The following is a 16,918-nucleotide window of genomic DNA, read 5'->3' on the forward strand; positions in this document are numbered from 1 at the left end:
CGCCTCGAGGAGCAGCTCGCTCTCCGTGCGCAGCAGGAGCGCGAGGCCGTGCTCGCCGAACGTCGGTGGATCGCCGGCGAGCTCCACGACAGCATCGCCCACCACCTCACGGTTGTGGCCCTGCACGTGCAGATGCTCGACGATGCCAAGACGAGCCGGAACTCACAGGAGGCGATCGGCGCCGCCGCAAGGAAGGCGATGGCCGATCTGCGTTTCGTGATCGAGCTCGCCGCCGACGACGGTCCGCGCACCTCCGGCGTTCAGACCGGAGACCTCGCCGCCGCGATCGACGAGGCTCGCGGTGAGTTCGAAGCCGCCGGGCACTCCGTGCGCGGCGAAGGGGATCCGCACGATGAGCGCCTTCCCCGCATCGTCGAGATCATCTTCGCCCGCATCGTGCGCGAATCGGCCACGAACGTGCTCAAGTATGCCGGGCAGGGTGAGATCGGCATCGTGCTGGATATCGACGACGTTGCGGCGGTGCTGACGGTCAGCAGCCCGCTCCCCGTGGAACCCCGGCGCGAACTGTCATCCAGTCGCACCGGGCTGAACCGCATGGCCGAGCGGGTGCTCGGCGCGAGCGGAGATTTCAGCGCCGGCCCCGTCGATGCGCAGTGGCGTGTATCGGCCCGCCTGCCCATCACCTGACGACGCGCTCCGAGTCTGGACGAAGGTCCAGTATTCAGTCGACCTTCGACGCTTCTGGGGCGGGTCATCGCTGGTTACTTTTGACATATCCCCAGAAAGCGTCCCCCAGCGCTTTAAACCGCGGACGCGAGTTCTCAATACATCGCGTCCGCGGTCCTTTGTGTTTACCCGCGCTGCCATCGAACCCGCCGTCGCCCTGCGCGGGCCCCGTTCTGCTCGCGTTCATGCGGGCGAAGACCCGGTAAACGGCAGGGAAACTCTTCCGAGAACGGCGCGGCCCGCACGCTGGCCGGTGTCACAGTGGATCTCAATCCACCTCGCACCGAAAGGCCATCATGACGCGCGATCTCGTGGCCTCGGGGTCCGCCGACCTCGTCGTCGTCGGCTCCGGCATCGTCGGACTCGGCGCGGCCTACGCTGCCGTGCGTCGAGGGTTGAGCGTCATCGTCGTCGACCGCACGGATCGCCCCGTCGGGGCGACCATCCGAAACTTCGGGCACATCTGCATCGGTACCCAGATGGGCCGTGCGCGCGAGTTCGCCGACACGACGCGCGGCATCTGGCTGCAGCTCGCCGCGGATGCCGGGTTCTGGGTGCGCGAATCCGGCACCCTGATCGCGGCACGCAACGTCGGTGAACTCGCGGTCCTCGAACGGGCGGCTGGCGAGGCCGGCGCCGCAGACGATGTCCGGATGCTGTCAGCGCAGGCGCTGCGCGAGCGGGCACCGCTGCGCGAGGGCACCGTCATCGGCGGAGCCTTCATCGCGTCCGACCTGCAGACGAATCCGCGCGAGGCCGCGGACGCGATCGTCCGGCATCTGAGCGACCTCGGCGTCGAGTTCCGCTTCCGCACCGCGGTTACAGGCGTCTCCGGCGCTCGGGTCGAAACCACTCGGGGCACGATCGACGCGGGCCGTGTCGTCGTCGCCGTCGGCCACGACGTCGATCAGCTGCTGCCGGATCTTGCCGAGAGCCTCGGCGTCGTGCGGTGCGCCCTCGACATGATGCGGCTGGGCGCGACGATGCCGCGCGCATTCGACGCTCCGCTTCTGACCGGCTGGTCGCTGCTGCGATACGGTCGCTTCGCCGACTACCCCGAGACCGCAGCGCTGCGCGAGCGCATGCACGCCGAACGCCCGGATCTCGCCGCGCTCGATCTCAACCAGATGTACACCCAGCTGCCGGACGGCACGCTCATCCTCGGCGACTCGCACGCCAAGGCCGTCCAGCCCGGCCCATTCCAGCCCGAATCGGCTTTCGGAGCGTTCGTCGACGAGGCGCGAGCGCTGCTCGACATCGACGACATCCGCGTGATCGAACGCTGGCAGGGCGTCTACGCATCCGGCTCCGATGAATTCCTCATCGAAGAGCCCGAACCCGGTCTCCACGTCATCGCCGCGACAACCGGGATCGGCATGACCACCGGTCTCGGCCTCGCAGAGCACACACTTCGCAACACCATCGAGCGGACACCGCAGCTCGCGCAAGGAGGAACAGCATGACCGCCATCGAACTCGTCGTCCTCGACATGGCAGGGACGACCGTCCGCGATGACGGCGTGGTGGAGCAGGCGTTCCAACGTGCCGCTGAGCGCACCGGCGTCGCCGATCGGATGCCGTGGCCCGAGGCCCTGCAGTACGTCCGCGACACCATGGGGATGTCGAAGATCGACGTGTTCACGCACCTCGCGGGCGGTGACATTGCAGCGGCGACCGCAGCGACCGACGCGTTCGAGGGCGCATACTCCGAGATCATCGCGGAGCAGGGCGTCGAAGAGATCGCCGGGGCTGCCGACATGATCGCCCGCCTGCGCGACGCCGGCATCAAGGTCGTGCTGACCACCGGTTTCGCACCGGTCACACGGGATGCCCTCATCGATGCCCTCGGCTGGCGCGATCTCGTCGACCTCGCGCTCTCGCCGGTGGATGCCGGACGCGGCCGCCCCGCACCTGACCTCGTGCTCACGGCGCTGCTGCGCACCGGTGCGTCATCGGTGCAGGCCGTCGCCGTGGCGGGCGACACGAGCAGTGACGTGGAGACCGGACGCCGTGCTGGTGCCGGGTTCGTCGCTGGTGTTCTCACCGGTGCCCACCGTCGCGACGTGCTCGCCGCTGCCGATGCGGTGCTCGAGAGCGTCGCCGACCTTCCCGCAGCTCTTACCGAGCACGGTCTGACCGGCGCCGATTTCGCCGCACCGGCACGGACGTCGTGACATGCGTGTGCTTGCGCCGCATGAAGGGCGGCATGACATCAATCTGAGGCCGGCGGCGACCGCGAAGGTCTGGGTCGGCGCTGGACAGGAACACGAGACGATCGCCGTGCCCGGTGTCGCACTCGGACACGCCGATGCTCTGGTGGCGATCGAGCTGTCGACGGTGTGCGGCTCGGATGTGCACACCGTCGCCGGGCACCGCTCGGCGCCGGCACCACTGGTGCTCGGGCACGAGAGCGTCGGTCGGATCATCGCGCTCGGCGACGACGGTGTGAAGGCATCCGACGGGTCGGAACTGCGCATCGGTGACCGCGTCGTCTGGTCGGTCACGGTGTCCTGCGGCACTTGCGACCGGTGCCGAGCCGGACTCGTGCAGAAGTGCCGGACGGTGCAGAAGTACGGCCACGAACGGATCGGACCGCGCTGGGAGCTCACCGGCGGGTTCGCCACGCATGCACACCTGCGCGGCGGGACGACCATCGTCCGGGTGCCGGAGGCGCTGCCCGCCGCCGTTCTCGCTCCGGCATCGTGCGCGACCGCGACGGCCTGGGCGGCCGTGAACCGGGGGGCTGCGGGCCGGGCGCTGGAGGGGATGAGGGTTCTCGTGTACGGCGCCGGGCTCGTCGGCCTGTCGGCGGTCGCGATCGCTGCGGATGCCGGGGCAGAGGTCACGGTCGTCGATCCGTCCGCGAAGCGCCGCGCCTTCGCCGAACGGTTCGGGGGGACGGCGGCAGCGGCCTCGACAGGCCCGGCCGACATTGTGATCGAGGCATCCGGCCACGCGGTCGCCGACGCGATCGCCGCCGCCGACGTCGGCGGAGTCGCGGTGCTGGTGGGCAGTGTGTTCCCCTCCGACCCGATCGCCTTCGACGCCGAAGATGCCGTGCGCCGCATGCTCACCATCACGGGCGTGCACAACTACACCGGGCGCGATCTCGCGGACGCCGCCGGCTTCCTCGCCGGAACCGGGCGCGCGTATCCGTTCAGCGAGGTCGTCGGGGCCGTGTATCCGCTCGCTGAGGTGGATGCCGCGATCGCCGCAGCGTCGGCACAGGATGCGCCGCTGCGCGTCGCGGTCAACCCGCGCTGACGTCGCTCACACCGGCACGGGCAGCGGATAGCGCCGCCGCAGGATGACCCGTTGCACGAGTGTCCACGCCACCGTCACTGTGAGATACAGCGCCGCCGCGAGCGGCACGAACACGGCGAACACCGCGGTCAAGTAGTGCAGGGCGCTCATCATGCGCAGCATCCCGGGGGAAGAGAGCGGGGAGTCAGCGACGGGAGTCGGCCGGAAGACGCGCCGGGTGATCTCGGCGACGCCGATCATGACCGCGATCAGAGCGGCGTACACGAACAGCGTCGGCAGTGAGAACGGACCGCCGAACGCCATCTGCGCGAGGCTCGTGCCCAATGACGCGCCGAACAGATCGTGCGTGAGCAGCTCGTTAGCGTGACCGGCGATGTCTGTGCGCAGGAACAGCGTGTACAGGATGCCGACGACCGGCACCTGCAGCAGTACGGGCAAGCAGCCGGCGAAGGGCGAGGTGTTCTCGTCCTTGTAGAGCTGCATGGTCTCGCGCTGCAGGCGCTCGGGATTCTTCTTATGGCGCTTCTGGAGTTCACGCAGCTTCGGGGCGAGGCGGGCGCGTGTCTGCTCGGCCTTGGCCTGCGAGATGCCGACGGGGATGAGGAGTGCGCGGATGAGAAGGGTGACGAGGATGACAGCGGCAGCGGCGGCGGCCGCGCCGGTGAGAGGTTCGAGCGCTGTCGACAGCGCGGTCAGTGCGCCGTAGGCGGCGTCGAGGATCGCCGCGATCGGCGGGAAGGCATAGATGTCCAAGGAAGTGTCCGTTCTGGGTGTCGGGAGTGTCGGCCGCGCCGATCGGCGCTTGTTGACGGCCGTGTTCCCGTCACGAACGGACGGTCACACGGCGGCCACGACTCCCGGTGCCCGAGGACGAGGGTGACCAGCCGCATCCGGATCGCTCTGCGAGAGCAGCGTCGACGGATCGATGGCGCGCAGCGGATGCGCTGCCGAGCCCTGGCCCGCCCGTACGACACCCAGGGTGATCGCGACGACGAGGGTCGCGACCGTCAGGAGCGCGACGGCGAGGGTCAGAGCGGCAAGGTCGAGCGACGCCAGATCGGGCATCGCGACCAGCCCGAGGGCAGACAGCATGAGCTGCATCAGCTGCTCGAACGCGTCCACCATGTCACAGAGATTACCAGCGGCTCGCTGAGGCGTAGCCTCGGATCCATGAGCGAGCTGCGTGAAATCCTCGGTATCCGGCATCCGATCCTGCTCGGTGCTTTCGGCGGGATGTCGTCGGTCGCGCTGACTGCGGCGGTCAGTGAGGCGGGCGGGCTCGGCGCCTATGGTCTGTACGGATACGACGGTGCACGGGTTCGCAGCACGGCCGCAGCCCTGCGGGAAGCGACCGACAAGCCGTTCGCGCTGAACATCTGGCTGCCGACGGGCGATGAGGTCCCGCCCGGTCCGCAGCACACCGTATTCGCACAGGCGCTGGAGCCGTTCTACGAAGCGGTCGGCGTCCCCGTGCCGCCCCGGCCCGAGAGCTACCTGCCGACACTCGACGAGCAGTTGGAGGCGATCTGGGATGCTGCGCCCGCGGCGCTCAGCGTCGTCTACGGGGTGCCGTCGGGGGAAATCATCGAAGAGGCTCATCGTCGCGGCATCCGTGTCATTGGAACCGCGACCACCGTCGCCGAGGCCGTCGCGCTCGAGGCCGGCGGGGTCGACGTCGTTATCGCCTCGGGTGCTGAGGCGGCCGGGCATCGCGTTTCGTTTCTGCGCGCGGCGGAGGAGTCGCTGGTGGGTACCTTCGCGCTCGTGCCGCAGGTGACGGATGCCGTGTCGATCCCTGTGGTCCCGGCCGGAGGCGTCGCCGATCGGCGTGGGGTCGCGGCGGCTCTCGCGCTCGGAGCATCCGGTGTGCAGGTGGGGACGGCTTTCCTCGCGACGCAGGAATCTGCGGCCAATGACGCGCATCGCGCGGCCATCCGCGCCACGGCGGCCGACGAGAGCGTGCTCACCCGCGCCATGAGCGGACGCCTCGCCCGCGGTGCACGCAACCGCACCGTGCGGGCGATCGAGGCGAGCGGCACGATCGCACCGTTCCCCGTGCAGAACTGGCTCACCGGGCGCTTCCGTGCCGCGGCGGGGGAGCAGAACCTTGGTGAATTGCAGTCGCTGTGGCTCGGCCAGGCGGCGCCGCTCGCGCGGTTCGACACGGCTGACGAGGTGTTCGCGGAGCTTGTCGCCGGAGTGTGACGGTCGACCCCGACGTTCAGGTCGTGATCTCTGCCGGTCTCAGCGCGGCATAACGACAGAAATCGCGACCTGAACGAACGCGCCGAAGCCGGCGCCCTACAGGATGACGGTCGAGCGGCCGTGCACGATCACGCGGTCCTCGGCGTGCCACTGCACGGCGCGGGCGAGCACCTGACGCTCAACGTCGGCGCCGCGACTCTGCAGCGCGGCTGCGGAATCGGCGTGGGTGACGCGGGTGACGTCCTGCTCGATGATCGGCCCCTCGTCGAGGTCGGCGGTGGCGTAGTGGGCGGTCGCGCCGATGAGCTTCACGCCGCGCTCCTTGGCGCGCGCATACGGGTTCGCGCCGATGAACGCCGGCAGGAACGAGTGGTGGATGTTGATGACCGGCGCACCGATGCGCTCGATGAAGTCGTCGGTGAGGATCTGCATGTACCGCGCGAGCACGACGAGGTCGACGTTGCCCTGCAGCAGTTCGAGCTGACGCGCCTCCATGGCGGTCTTCGCCTCGGCATCCGGGCCGCCGGGGATGTGTACGAACGGCACGCCGAAGGTGCGCACGGACTCTGCCAGGTCGGGGTGGTTCGAGACGACCATGGTGATGTCGACGTCGAGCTGCCCACGCTGCTGACGCCACAGCAGCTCCATCAGACAGTGGTCGTACTTCGACACGAAGATCGCGACGCGCTTGCGGCGCGCGGTGTCGTGCAGTGACCATTCCATGGCGAACCTCGCGGCCACCTCGTCGAGCGACGCCTCCAGCGCCGGGCGCGCCGCGGCCAGGCCGTCGAGGTGGATCACCGTGCGCTGGAAGAAGCGACCGCCCGCGGCATCCGTCGAATGCTGGTCGAGCGAGATGATGTTCGCACCGTGCTGCGCGAGGACGTTCGCGACGGCGGCGACGATTCCGGGCTGGTCATCGCAGGCGATGAGCAGACGTGCGGTATCGGGCTGAGACATGGATGCTCCTTGCAGGGGTGTGCATCGATTCTGCCGCTTCGACGGCGGACGTGGCGAATCGGTAATCTGTGCGGATGAAGCTCACCGCGGATCTGCTGGCCGCCGCGCGGGCGCAGCTCACCGGCATCCCGAAGGAAGGGCTCGGTGAGGAACGCTCCTCGCGCTGGCGCGGCGACCGGATCGTGCGGGTCGGGGAAGCCTGGCACGTCGGCGTGCTGCTGCTCACCGATGACCGGGTGCTTGCGACGGGGGAGGTGCTGCGCGCCGCCGATCCCGGGCGCCGCGGGTACACCGCCGAGTCGGCACGCGAGCGCGCGGCCCGACGGCAGATGGCCCTGCGCGGCGGGTTCGGCGAGGGCGAGGTCGCGCACGTCGGATGGTCGGTCGTCGACGTGGATGCCGTGGATGCCGGCGACTCGTCTGGCCCGCTGTCCCTGCGTGATGGCGTGCCGATGGTGCGGTGGTCGGGCGCGGCGTATCGGCCGCTGGAGGCGTACCTGCGGGAGCAGATCGAACTGATGCTCGAGGAGTGAGCGAGCGGCTTCGACTCGCTCCGCTCGCTCAGCCCGTTTCGTCTCGCTCCGCTCGCTCAACGTCCGGGCCCTGCGTGGAGTCGTATCTCTGCGGGTCGTTGAGCGGAGGCGGCGCAGCCGCCGCAGACGAAACGCGTTGAGCGAGCGTCAGCGAGTCGAAACGACCTCCGCAAAGCGGCGCAGCAGGTCCGTGCCGGTGACGGATGCCGCGAGCACCCGCGCGGCCGTCAGATCGTACTCATGCGGGGCGAAGTACCCCGTGGTCCGGTAGTACGTCATCCGGTCGACGAAGTCCTGCGGGGTGACCTCCGGATGGAACTGCGTGGCGTAGAGCCGGTCGCCGACGCGATAGGCCTGCACCGGGCAGTCGTCGTTCGTGGCGAGCAGCACGGCACCGGGCGGCGGCTCGATCGAGCCCTCCTTGTGCGCTGTCAGCACCGACATCTGCGGAGCCGAGGGGCCGAACAGAGGATCATCCGCACCGGCGGTGGTGATGCGGATGCTCGTCGCCCGCGTCGACTCCGGCACCGCCGTGCCGACAGTGCCGCCCAGCATCCGGGTCACGACGCCGATGCTGTAGCAGGTGAACATGCCGGCGAGGCGGCCGTCCACGGCATCCTGAGCGACCTGCTCGAGGGAGTTCTCGACGCGTCGCTGAACCTCTCCGCGCTCTTCGACTGTGACGTTGAACGGCGACCCGCCGACCACGATGCCGTCGTATTGCTCGGCGGTCGAGGCGTCGAGCGGTCGCTCCAACAGATCCCACCGATCGAGCGCGGGCACGCCGAGAGCGCGCCGGAACGACTGGTGCTCGGCATCCGCCGCACCCTGCTCCGGCCTCACGCAGACGTACAGGATCGAGGCCACCTCACGATTCTATTCGGCCTCAGGGAATAACTTCGCCGGAGCCGCGTTTAACTTGAGTGATGTACACTCAACTTCATACCTGAGTGACATACGCTCAACTTTCAGGAGGACGCATTGCCTAACGAATACAGCGACACCGGAGCCGGTTCGTTCGACGAGTTCCTGGCTCGGTATCTCGCGGGCGAGCAGGCCCGGCAGACCCGATCCATCGACCTCAGCCGGTTCCTGACCGCGCGCACCCAGCAGATTCTGCAGCGCGCAGGGCGCTTCGCCCTCGAACGCGGCCAGACCGAGCTCGACGCGCTGCACGTGTTGCGCATGATCGTCGAGGACGACGCCGTCGTGCGCGCCATCGAGAACATCGGCGTGACGGCCAAGCAGATCATCGAAGCCGTGGAATCACGACTGCCGATGCCGAGCGAATCCGCGAATGCCGGCGCCGCCACCATCACCCCGAGCGCGAGCCGCGCGCTCTTCCACGCCTACCAGGTCGCCCGCTCGTCCGGCGCCACGTACATCGACCCCGAGCACCTCTTCTTCGCGCTGGTGCTCGGACAGGACGTGCCCGCAGGGCGGGTGCTGGCCGAAGCCGGCGTCACCGCCGAAGCCCTCACGCAGGGTGTGCGCGAGCACGTCTCCGCGCCGGTCGGCGGAGAGGGCGCGGGGCCGGAGGCGACAGCATCCGATTCGCCCATGCTCGACACATACGGCTCCGACCTCACCGCCCGTGCCCGCGAAGGCGCGCTCGACCCGGTGATCGGCCGGGCCGACGAGATCGAGCAGACCATCGAGATCCTCAGTCGGCGCACCAAGAACAACCCGGTGCTGATCGGTGAGGCGGGCGTCGGCAAGACCGCGATCGTCGACGGCATCGCCCAGGCGATCGTCGCTGGCACGGTTCCCGCGCAGCTCGAAGGCCGCCGCGTCATCACGCTCGATCTTCCGGGCATGCTCGCCGGCGCTCGTTACCGCGGCGATTTCGAGGAGCGCCTCACCAAGACCATGGACGAGATCGCCGCCCGCAAGGACGAGCTGATCGTGTTCATCGACGAAGTGCACACGGTCGTGGGCGCCGGGGCCGCCGGCGATGGCGGCATGGATGCCGGAAACATTCTCAAGCCACGACTCGCGCGTGGTGACCTGCACATGGTCGGCGCGACGACGCTCAACGAGTACCGCACGATCGAGAAGGACCCGGCGCTGGAGCGCCGCTTCCAGCCGGTCAAGGTCGACGAACCGTCCAACGAGGATGCCGTGCTGATCCTGCAGGGTCTGCGCGCCGCGTACGAAGACCACCACAGCGTGACGTTCACCGATGCCGCACTGCGTGCCGCGGTGACCATGAGCGCCCGGTACCTGCCTGACCGGGTGCTGCCCGACAAGGCGATCGACCTGATCGACCAGGCCGGTGCCCGGTTGCGCCTGAAGCGGGGGCTGCCCGTGGACACGTCGGCTCTGCTGACCGAGCTCGCCGACCTCGAGTCGCGCAAGAACGCTGCCGTGACGGCCGAGATGTACGAAGAGGCTTCGCAGCTGCGTGATGAGATCACAGAGACGCAGGCGCGGATCGACGCGGCATCCACCGGCCAGGCACCCACCACCGGTGACGCCGTCGTCGACGAGCGCGAGATCGCCGAGGTGATCGCACGGGCGACCGGCATTCCGGCCAGCCGCCTCACCGAGGGCGAGCGCGAGCGTCTCGCAGACCTCGAAGCCGAGCTGCACGATCGCGTGATCGGGCAGGATGACGCCGTGACCGCCGTGGCACGATCCGTGCGCCGCAGCCGCACCGGCATGGGCGATGCGCGCCGACCGGTCGGATCCTTCCTGTTCCTCGGCCCGACGGGCGTCGGCAAGACCGAACTCGCGAAGGCCCTCGCCGACCGCCTGTTCGACGACGAGAACGCCGTGATCCGCTTCGACATGAGCGAGTTCGGCGAGCGGCACACCGTGTCGCGGCTGGTCGGCGCCCCTCCGGGATACGTCGGCTACGACGAGGCCGGCCAGCTCACCGAGCGCGTGCGGCGCAACCCGTACTCGATCGTGCTGTTCGACGAGATCGAGAAGGCGCACCCCGACGTGTTCAACCTGCTGCTGCAGGTGCTCGACGACGGGCGCCTCACCGATGGGCAGGGCCGCACGGTCGACTTCCGCAACGCGGTGATCGTGATGACCTCGAACATCGGATCGGAGTTCCTCGCCTCGCGTTCCGGAGCGCTCGGGTTCGTCTCGAGCTCGGATGCCTCGGCGAACGGCTTCGCCTCTCAGGCCGATCTGCGGGCACGCGTGATGGGCAAGTTGCGCGAAGCGATGCGCCCGGAGTTCCTGAACCGCATCGACGAGATCGTGCTGTTCCAGAAGCTGACGCGTGAGGAACTGAGTCGGATCGTCCGCCTCATGCTCGGCGCGACCTCCGCCCGACTGGCCGAGCGGTCGGTGACCATCGAAGTGACCGATGCCGCCGTCGAGTGGCTCGGCGAGCACGGCTACGAGCCCGAGTACGGTGCTCGGCCGCTGCGTCGGCTGATCCAGCGCGAGATCGACGACCGCGTCGCCGATCTGCTCGTTTCGGGTGCGCTGGTGGACGGCGGCTCGGTGCGGGTGGATGCCGCGGGCGGCGAGCTCACGGTCGCAGCGCCGGTGCTCGTCGGCTGAGGAGGAGGTCGGCTTCGGCTCCCTCCGGTCGCTCAGCCCGTTTCGTCTGCGGGCTTCGCCCCTCGCTCAACGCCCCGAACCACTCTTCCGGGGGTCGTTGAGCGAGCGGAGCGAGACGAAACGGGGTGAGCGAACCGCAAGCGAGTCGAAGCTGCATCCGACCTGACCGGCTCAACGCGACGAGTTCGCGGTGCGCCCTCGGACGATGCCGATGAAGGTCTCGACGTCCTCCGTCGTACGATCTCGCAGCCAGGCGAGCGCGACGGAGGACGTCGGTGCGTCCAGGAGCGGCCGATACCCGGCATCCTTGCGCTGGTGAAGCCGCGCGAGTGACATCGGCACGACGACGATCCCGACGCCCGTGGCCGCCGTGGCGATGGCGTCGGCCGTCGTCTGGAGCGGCGAGAAACCGGGAGCGACGGTCGGCAGATCGAGCGGACCGAGGACGTCGTCGAGCGGCGTGATGAGGACCTCACCGGTGAGGTCATCGGTGGTCAGTTCATCGGCTGCCATGAGGTGCGACTCGGCGGATGCCACGACAACGGGCACCTCGTCGTAGAGCGGGATCACGTGCAGGTCGGCGTCGTCGACGATCGGACGGCGCACCAGCGCAGCATCCACCTCGTCGATAGCGGAGCGCTGCGATGCGAACTCGATCGGCACGAGTTCCAGCGGGACCCGGGGCATCCGCTGCTTCCAGGTGTCGATCCACTTGCCGGGGGTCGCGCCCGGAACGGCTCCGAGACGGAACATGCGCGATGCCATGGAATCAGCGTACTCGGCTGTTCATGTCGAGTTCACAAACACGTCAGGCTCTCTATCCGTTCTCGTCGCACTGTCCGCATTGACTCCTTTCGTCGGCTGCACTGCCGATCACACCACCCTGCACCCGCACCTTCGAAAGGTTCTCACATGCAGTCCACCATCAAGCGCGGTCTCGCGATCGCCGCTGGTCTCACCCTCGCCGTCGGCCTCACTGCCTGTGCTGCTGACAGCGCAGACTCCTCGACGGACGGCTCGGCCGAGGACGGCAACGCCGAAGGCACCTTCGCCTCGGGCGACTCCGACACGCTGGTCTTCGCCGTCCTGCCCGACCATGAGGGCGCCGACCAGGACGCTCAGCCGATCGCCGACTGGATCGCCGAGATCACCGGCAAGAACGTCGAGTTCTTCCAGGCGACCGACTACACCGCCGTCGTGCAGGGGCTCGCCGCCGACCAGATCGACATCGCACAGATCTCGGCCTTCACGTACTTCCAGTCGCAGAACGCCGGTGCCGACATCGTTCCCATCGGTGCGCAGATCACCGAGGAGGGCGCCGAGCCCGGCTACTACTCCGTCGCCGTCAAGAACCCGGATGCGACCGATGTGTCCTCGCTCGAGGACTTCGCCGACCGCCCGGTGTGCTTCGTCAACCCGACCTCCACCTCGGGCTTCGCCGTTCCGATGGGCGGTCTCCTCGAGGCCGGCGTGACCGTCTCCGAGGACAACCGCTTCTTCGGCGAGGAGCACGACCTCAACGCCAAGAAGGTCGCCGAGGGCACCGACTGCGAGGTCGGTTTCGCGCAGGACATCGACGCTGACCCGCTGATCGAGGCGGGCGAGCTCGAAGAGGTCCAGCGCGTGCTGGTCCCCGCGGCTCCCATCGTCATGCAGGGAGCCCTCCCGCAGGACGTCCAGGACCAGCTCACCGAGGCCCTCGCCGACAGCACTCAGTCCGACCTCACCGACGCCGGTGTCGAGCTCAACGAGTTCCTCACCGACGGCTGGTTCGGCTTCGGCGCGGTTGACGACGAGTACTACGACCTGATCCGCACGCTGTGCAGCGAGATCGCCGACGAGGTCGAGGCCTGCCAGGCCTGAGCCTCGCCGCCGATCCACGCAGAAGCAGTCAGGAGCATCTGAAATGACGAACAGCGACACCCCCGCCGTCCGGATCACCGATCTGGGAAAGACATACCCCGGAGCCGCCAGTCCGGCCCTGTCGGGGGTGTCGCTGTCTGTCGAACCTGGCGAGATCGTCGTCCTGCTCGGGCTCTCCGGCTCGGGCAAGTCGACGCTCCTGCGTCACGTGAACGGGCTCGAGACCCCCACCGAGGGCAAGGTCGTCTCGCTCGGTGAGACGGTCTCGGATCTGCGTGGCCGGGCACTGCGCGGGCTGCGCGGACGCATCGGCTTCATCTTCCAGCAGTTCGAGCTCGTCGGGGCGCTCACTGTGCTCGAGAACGTGCTCACCGGGGGACTGTCGACACTGCGCGGTCCGCGCGTCGGCATCTTCACCTACCCGCGGGGTCTGCGCGAGAAGGCTCTCAGCCACCTCGACCGAGTCGGTCTGCTCGAGTTCGCCTATCAGCGGGCCGACCAGCTCTCCGGCGGCCAGCAGCAGCGCGTCGGCATCGCCCGCGCACTCATGCAGGATCCGGAGATCCTGCTCGCCGACGAACCGGTCGCCTCCCTCGACCCGGAGTCGAGCAGCCAGGTCATGTCGCTGATTCGCGAGATCGCCGCCGAGCGAGCGCTGACCGTGATCTGCTCGCTGCACCAGGTCGACCTGGCGCTCAGCTGGGGGGATCGCATCCTCGGTCTGCGCGCGGGCCAGGTCGTGCTCGACACGCATACCGACAGCCTGACCCGCGAAGAGGTCATGGAGATCTACGGCCGCGTGGCCACCACCACCAGCGAGATCGAGGCGCTCGAGGACGAGCTCGCCGAAGCCCGCGAGCAGGTTCTCAGCCAGGAGATGCGACGCTCCGCCCGAGATCGCTTCGCCGAGGACCTCGCCAACGAGGAGCCCGCGTGACCACGGTCGCCGAGCGCCCCGTCGCCCTCGCCGAGCGGATCGCACGCGTCCCGCGCCCGGCACCCCGGCTCTCCACCGTCGTCTCGTACGGTGTCATCGTCGCAATTCTCGGGCTCGGAGTCTGGTCGTTCATCGGCCTCGACTACAGCCTGAAGAGTCTGGAGACCACGGGGAGCAACATCTCCCGCTTCCTCGGAATGGCCGTGCCCATGCAGTGGCCGGGCTGGGATGTCACCGCCGAGGTCGGGGCCGGCGGAGCCAAGATCTACACGACCACCTGGGTCGGGTTCGAGCCGATCTGGGACATGTTCCTCACGATCGTCATCACCCTGGCGCTGGTCGTCGCGGGAACAGCGCTCGCCGCCGTGCTCTCGGTGCCGGTCGCCTACGGCGCCGCCCGCAACACCACCCCGCACGTCACGGTGCTCGCGCTGTGCCGCGGCATCGGCGTTGTCGCGCGCGCCATTCCCGACGTCGTCTTCGTCGTGGTGCTCGCGTTCCTGTGGTTCAACTCTGGGATGCTTCCCGCGATCGTCGCCATCGGACTGCACTCCGTCGGCATGATCTCGAAGATGTTCGCCGACGCCATCGAGCAGATCGACGAGGGCCCGCGGCTCTCGATCCGCTCTGCGGGAGGATCGAAGGCGCAGGAGTTCTGGTCGGGCGTAGTGCCACAGGTGCTGCCGGCCCGGGTCGCGGTCACTCTGCACCGCGCCGACATCAACTTGCGCGGCACCGTCATCCTCGGTGTCGTCGGTGTCATCGGCGTCGGCTACGAACTCGACGAGGCGCTGCACGGAGGCCCGGCGGGAATGCGCCGCGTCATCCCGCTCGTGATCATCATCATCGTGCTGTGCGTGCTGTTCGAGATCGTCTCGTCGCTGCTGCGCACCCGTCTGCTCGGTGTCCAGCCGACGGGCAAGGGCCTCGGCGACACCGTCGCTCGCGCCGCCGCGCGCAAGAGCGCCTCTGCTGAGGGCGCCACGAGCACCGGCGCCATCAAGACGCTGGATCGCAACGCACGCATCGAAGCGGCCATGCACCGGCCGTGGGACCGCAATCGCGTCAGCAATACGCTGTGGATCTGGCTCGGCATCCTCGTCGTCGTCGCCGCGTTCATCTACACCGCGCCCGACGTGACGAAGATCTTCAGCCCGTCGTGGAACGAGATCGTCGATCCTGCGCGCGATCGCGCGATCTGGCCGCCGCACTTCGGCAGCCGGGGCTGGGACGACGTCATGGCCGCCGTGATCACGACGATCCAGATCGCCTTCGCGGCGACCCTCATGGGAGCGATCGTCTCGGCCGTGGTCGGGCCGCTCTCGGCGCGAAACGTCGCCCCGAACAGCGGGGTGCGCAACCTGTTCCGCGGCATCGCTCTGGTCATCCGCGCGATCCCCGACCTCGTCGTCGCGATCCTGTTCATCATCGCCGCCGGCATCGGCCCGCAGGCCGGTGCGCTGGCGCTCGGCATCGGCGGAGTGGGCCTGCTCGCCAAGCTCATCGGCGACTCGATGGAAGAGGTGCCGAACGGTCCGGAGCGCGCTCTGGTCGCCGGTGGCAGCACTCGCACGCAGGTGTTCTTCTCTTCGACGATGCCGATGTCGGTGCCTGCGATGGTCAGTCACCTGATGTATCTGCTCGAGCAGAACATCCGCTCGGCGACCCTGCTCGGCATCGTCGGCGCGGGCGGGATCGGATTCCTGCTGCTCAACGCGCTGCAGGGGCGTCACTTCGACGAAGTGCTCGCGTACGTGCTCGTCATCATTGCGATGGTGGTTGTGGTCGAGAGCGCTTCGATCCTCATCCGCCGCGCGCTGAAGTAAGCGGACGCCCCGGCCCTGCACACTTGTCAGGCCGGATCACGCCTGTCGGTTCAGATCGCCGGTCTGGCCGTGCGCGTGTGAAATCGACTGACAGGTGAGGGCCGGGCCCGGGCCACCGCTCGGCAGGATCAGGCCGCGAGCCAGAGCCCCCGGCGATCCGTCGCGACGCGGAGACCCGCGGCGACAGTTTCGTCGGCTCCGATGCGTGCGCCGCGCGCGATTCGCGCTCCGGCGCCGATGTCGGTGCGGACGCCGATGTGCGCGCCATCACCGACGGCTGCGCCTTCGCCGATGTGCGCGTGGGCGTCGATGTACGCGTTCTCGCCGACCACGGCATCCGGTTCGATCCACGCTCCGCGGATCACTCGTGCTCCCGCGCCCACGCGGGCGCCGGGTTCGATATAGGCACCGACCTCGACAACAGCCTTCGGATGCACTTTCGCGCCATGCGCGACAAGGCCACGGCCGTTGACGTGCTTGCGATAACGCAGCGTCGTGCCCTGGTCGTCCTCGATATCGATGTAGTTCTTACCCAAGATTCCTCCCAGTCCGGACTTCTCCGGATATACCTACAACCACGAGAAGTCGGGATTCATTCCCGAGTGGGGATGGTGATCACCGCTGGCAGTTCGGGCACCAGAAAGTGACCCGCTCGCGGGCCGGATCCGCGCCCTGCTGAGAGGTGCGGATCTGTGCGCCGCAGCGCCGGCACGGCCGATTCGCGCGGCCGTACACCCAGGTGGTCTGGCCGCGCCGGCTGACGCCGGTGAAGGTGCGGATGACGCGGTCGCGGTTCGCTCGGATCGTGCGCGCGCCGAGATCGACCAGCGCGATGGTGTCGACGTCGGCCGTCGTCGTCGTCGGCAGGATTCCGCGCAGGAACAGCAGTTCGGCGGCGTACTCGTTGCCGAAGCCGGCGATGTTGCGCTGATCGAGAAGGGCGACATGGATGCTGCGCGAATCCGCGCTCAGCAGTGCAGCAGCCCGAGCGGCATCCCAGTCATCGGCGAGTGGATCGGGGCCGAGATGCCCGACGAGCTTCCCCTCGTCGGTCGTGGGGACCAGGTCTATGTCGGCGATATCGACGCCGACGGCAACGCGCTCACCCGTGCCGACGATCGC

General features: G+C 68.6%; 17 protein-coding genes. 10 read left to right on the top strand and 7 right to left on the bottom strand.

Going from position 1 to position 16,918, the window contains the following annotated elements:
- The 4 genes from ACTICP_RS13505 to ACTICP_RS13520 all read left to right on the top strand — a co-directional run.
- The coding region (locus ACTICP_RS13505) for a sensor histidine kinase (RefSeq protein ID WP_441893191.1) at positions 1-648 on the top strand (648 nt) is incomplete at its 5' end.
- Positions 649-983: 335 nt separating this feature from the next.
- On the top strand, positions 984-2,150 hold the full coding sequence (locus tag ACTICP_RS13510; protein ID WP_441893193.1) for a TIGR03364 family FAD-dependent oxidoreductase: 1,167 nt from the start codon (positions 984-986) through the stop codon (positions 2,148-2,150).
- Positions 2,147-2,860, top strand: coding sequence for a phosphonatase-like hydrolase (locus ACTICP_RS13515; RefSeq protein ID WP_441893195.1), 714 nt, complete (start codon positions 2,147-2,149; stop codon positions 2,858-2,860). The genes ACTICP_RS13510 and ACTICP_RS13515 overlap by 4 nt, the downstream gene beginning before the upstream one ends.
- A 1-nt stretch (position 2,861) precedes the next feature.
- Positions 2,862-3,950, top strand: a complete 1,089-nt coding sequence (locus ACTICP_RS13520; RefSeq protein WP_441893197.1) for an alcohol dehydrogenase catalytic domain-containing protein — start codon at positions 2,862-2,864, stop codon at positions 3,948-3,950.
- Positions 3,951-3,956: 6 nt separating this feature from the next.
- Here ACTICP_RS13520 and ACTICP_RS13525 read toward each other — a convergent pair whose 3' ends face one another.
- Together ACTICP_RS13525 and ACTICP_RS13530 are read right to left on the bottom strand one after the other, a co-directional pair.
- Positions 3,957-4,703 (bottom strand): YidC/Oxa1 family membrane protein insertase, encoded by a 747-nt coding sequence (locus ACTICP_RS13525; RefSeq protein ID WP_441893199.1) that lies wholly within the window; start codon positions 4,701-4,703, stop codon positions 3,957-3,959.
- An 84-nt stretch (positions 4,704-4,787) separates the two neighbouring features.
- Positions 4,788-5,075 (bottom strand): DUF6412 domain-containing protein, encoded by a 288-nt coding sequence (locus tag ACTICP_RS13530; protein ID WP_441893201.1) that lies wholly within the window; start codon positions 5,073-5,075, stop codon positions 4,788-4,790.
- A 45-nt stretch (positions 5,076-5,120) separates the two neighbouring features.
- Here ACTICP_RS13530 and ACTICP_RS13535 point away from each other — a divergent pair, with 45 nt between their 5' ends.
- Positions 5,121-6,155 (top strand): NAD(P)H-dependent flavin oxidoreductase, encoded by a 1,035-nt coding sequence (locus tag ACTICP_RS13535; protein WP_441893203.1) that lies wholly within the window; start codon positions 5,121-5,123, stop codon positions 6,153-6,155.
- 96 nt (positions 6,156-6,251) lie between these two features.
- On the opposite strand, the gene purU is transcribed toward ACTICP_RS13535, so the two are convergent.
- Positions 6,252-7,115: a formyltetrahydrofolate deformylase gene (gene purU / locus ACTICP_RS13540; protein ID WP_441893205.1), complete on the bottom strand. Its 864-nt coding sequence runs from the start codon at positions 7,113-7,115 to the stop codon at positions 6,252-6,254.
- A 74-nt stretch (positions 7,116-7,189) separates the two neighbouring features.
- On the opposite strand from purU, the gene ACTICP_RS13545 reads away from it, so the two are divergent.
- Positions 7,190-7,648 carry a glutaminase gene (locus ACTICP_RS13545; protein ID WP_441893207.1) on the top strand — a complete coding sequence of 153 codons (459 nt, stop codon included), beginning with the start codon at positions 7,190-7,192 and terminating at the stop codon, positions 7,646-7,648.
- A gap of 147 nt (positions 7,649-7,795) precedes the next feature.
- Here ACTICP_RS13545 and ACTICP_RS13550 read toward each other — a convergent pair whose 3' ends face one another.
- Entirely contained in the window at positions 7,796-8,515 is a 720-nt protein-coding gene (locus tag ACTICP_RS13550) for a glutamine amidotransferase-related protein (protein WP_441893209.1), read from the bottom strand.
- Positions 8,516-8,629: 114 nt separating this feature from the next.
- Between ACTICP_RS13550 and ACTICP_RS13555 the strand changes: the two genes are divergently transcribed.
- Positions 8,630-11,170, top strand: a complete 2,541-nt coding sequence (locus ACTICP_RS13555; RefSeq protein ID WP_441893211.1) for an ATP-dependent Clp protease ATP-binding subunit — start codon at positions 8,630-8,632, stop codon at positions 11,168-11,170.
- Between the two features lie 171 nt (positions 11,171-11,341).
- On the opposite strand, the gene ACTICP_RS13560 is transcribed toward ACTICP_RS13555, so the two are convergent.
- Positions 11,342-11,935: a LysR substrate-binding domain-containing protein gene (locus tag ACTICP_RS13560; RefSeq protein WP_441893213.1), complete on the bottom strand. Its 594-nt coding sequence runs from the start codon at positions 11,933-11,935 to the stop codon at positions 11,342-11,344.
- Between the two features lie 147 nt (positions 11,936-12,082).
- Between ACTICP_RS13560 and ACTICP_RS13565 the strand changes: the two genes are divergently transcribed.
- From ACTICP_RS13565 to ACTICP_RS13575, 3 genes are read left to right on the top strand one after another with little or no spacing between them, the layout of a single operon-like run.
- Positions 12,083-13,033 (top strand): PhnD/SsuA/transferrin family substrate-binding protein, encoded by a 951-nt coding sequence (locus ACTICP_RS13565; RefSeq protein ID WP_441893215.1) that lies wholly within the window; start codon positions 12,083-12,085, stop codon positions 13,031-13,033.
- A 43-nt stretch (positions 13,034-13,076) separates the two neighbouring features.
- Positions 13,077-13,970: a phosphonate ABC transporter ATP-binding protein gene (gene phnC, locus ACTICP_RS13570; RefSeq protein WP_441893217.1), complete on the top strand. Its 894-nt coding sequence runs from the start codon at positions 13,077-13,079 to the stop codon at positions 13,968-13,970.
- Positions 13,967-15,796: a PhnE/PtxC family ABC transporter permease gene (locus tag ACTICP_RS13575; RefSeq protein ID WP_441893219.1), complete on the top strand. Its 1,830-nt coding sequence runs from the start codon at positions 13,967-13,969 to the stop codon at positions 15,794-15,796. Before phnC ends, ACTICP_RS13575 begins: the two co-directional genes overlap by 4 nt.
- A 128-nt stretch (positions 15,797-15,924) precedes the next feature.
- Here ACTICP_RS13575 and ACTICP_RS13580 read toward each other — a convergent pair whose 3' ends face one another.
- Complete coding sequence (locus ACTICP_RS13580) at positions 15,925-16,332, bottom strand: transferase (protein WP_441893220.1); 408 nt, start codon at positions 16,330-16,332, stop codon at positions 15,925-15,927.
- 79 nt (positions 16,333-16,411) lie between these two features.
- Positions 16,412-16,918, bottom strand: a 507-nt coding sequence (locus ACTICP_RS13585) for an Fpg/Nei family DNA glycosylase (protein WP_441893222.1), incomplete at its 5' end; no start/stop codon positions are given.

It is taken from the genome of Microbacterium sp. (genome assembly GCF_052102115.1).
Classification (GTDB): Bacteria; Actinomycetota; Actinomycetes; order Actinomycetales; family Microbacteriaceae; genus Microbacterium.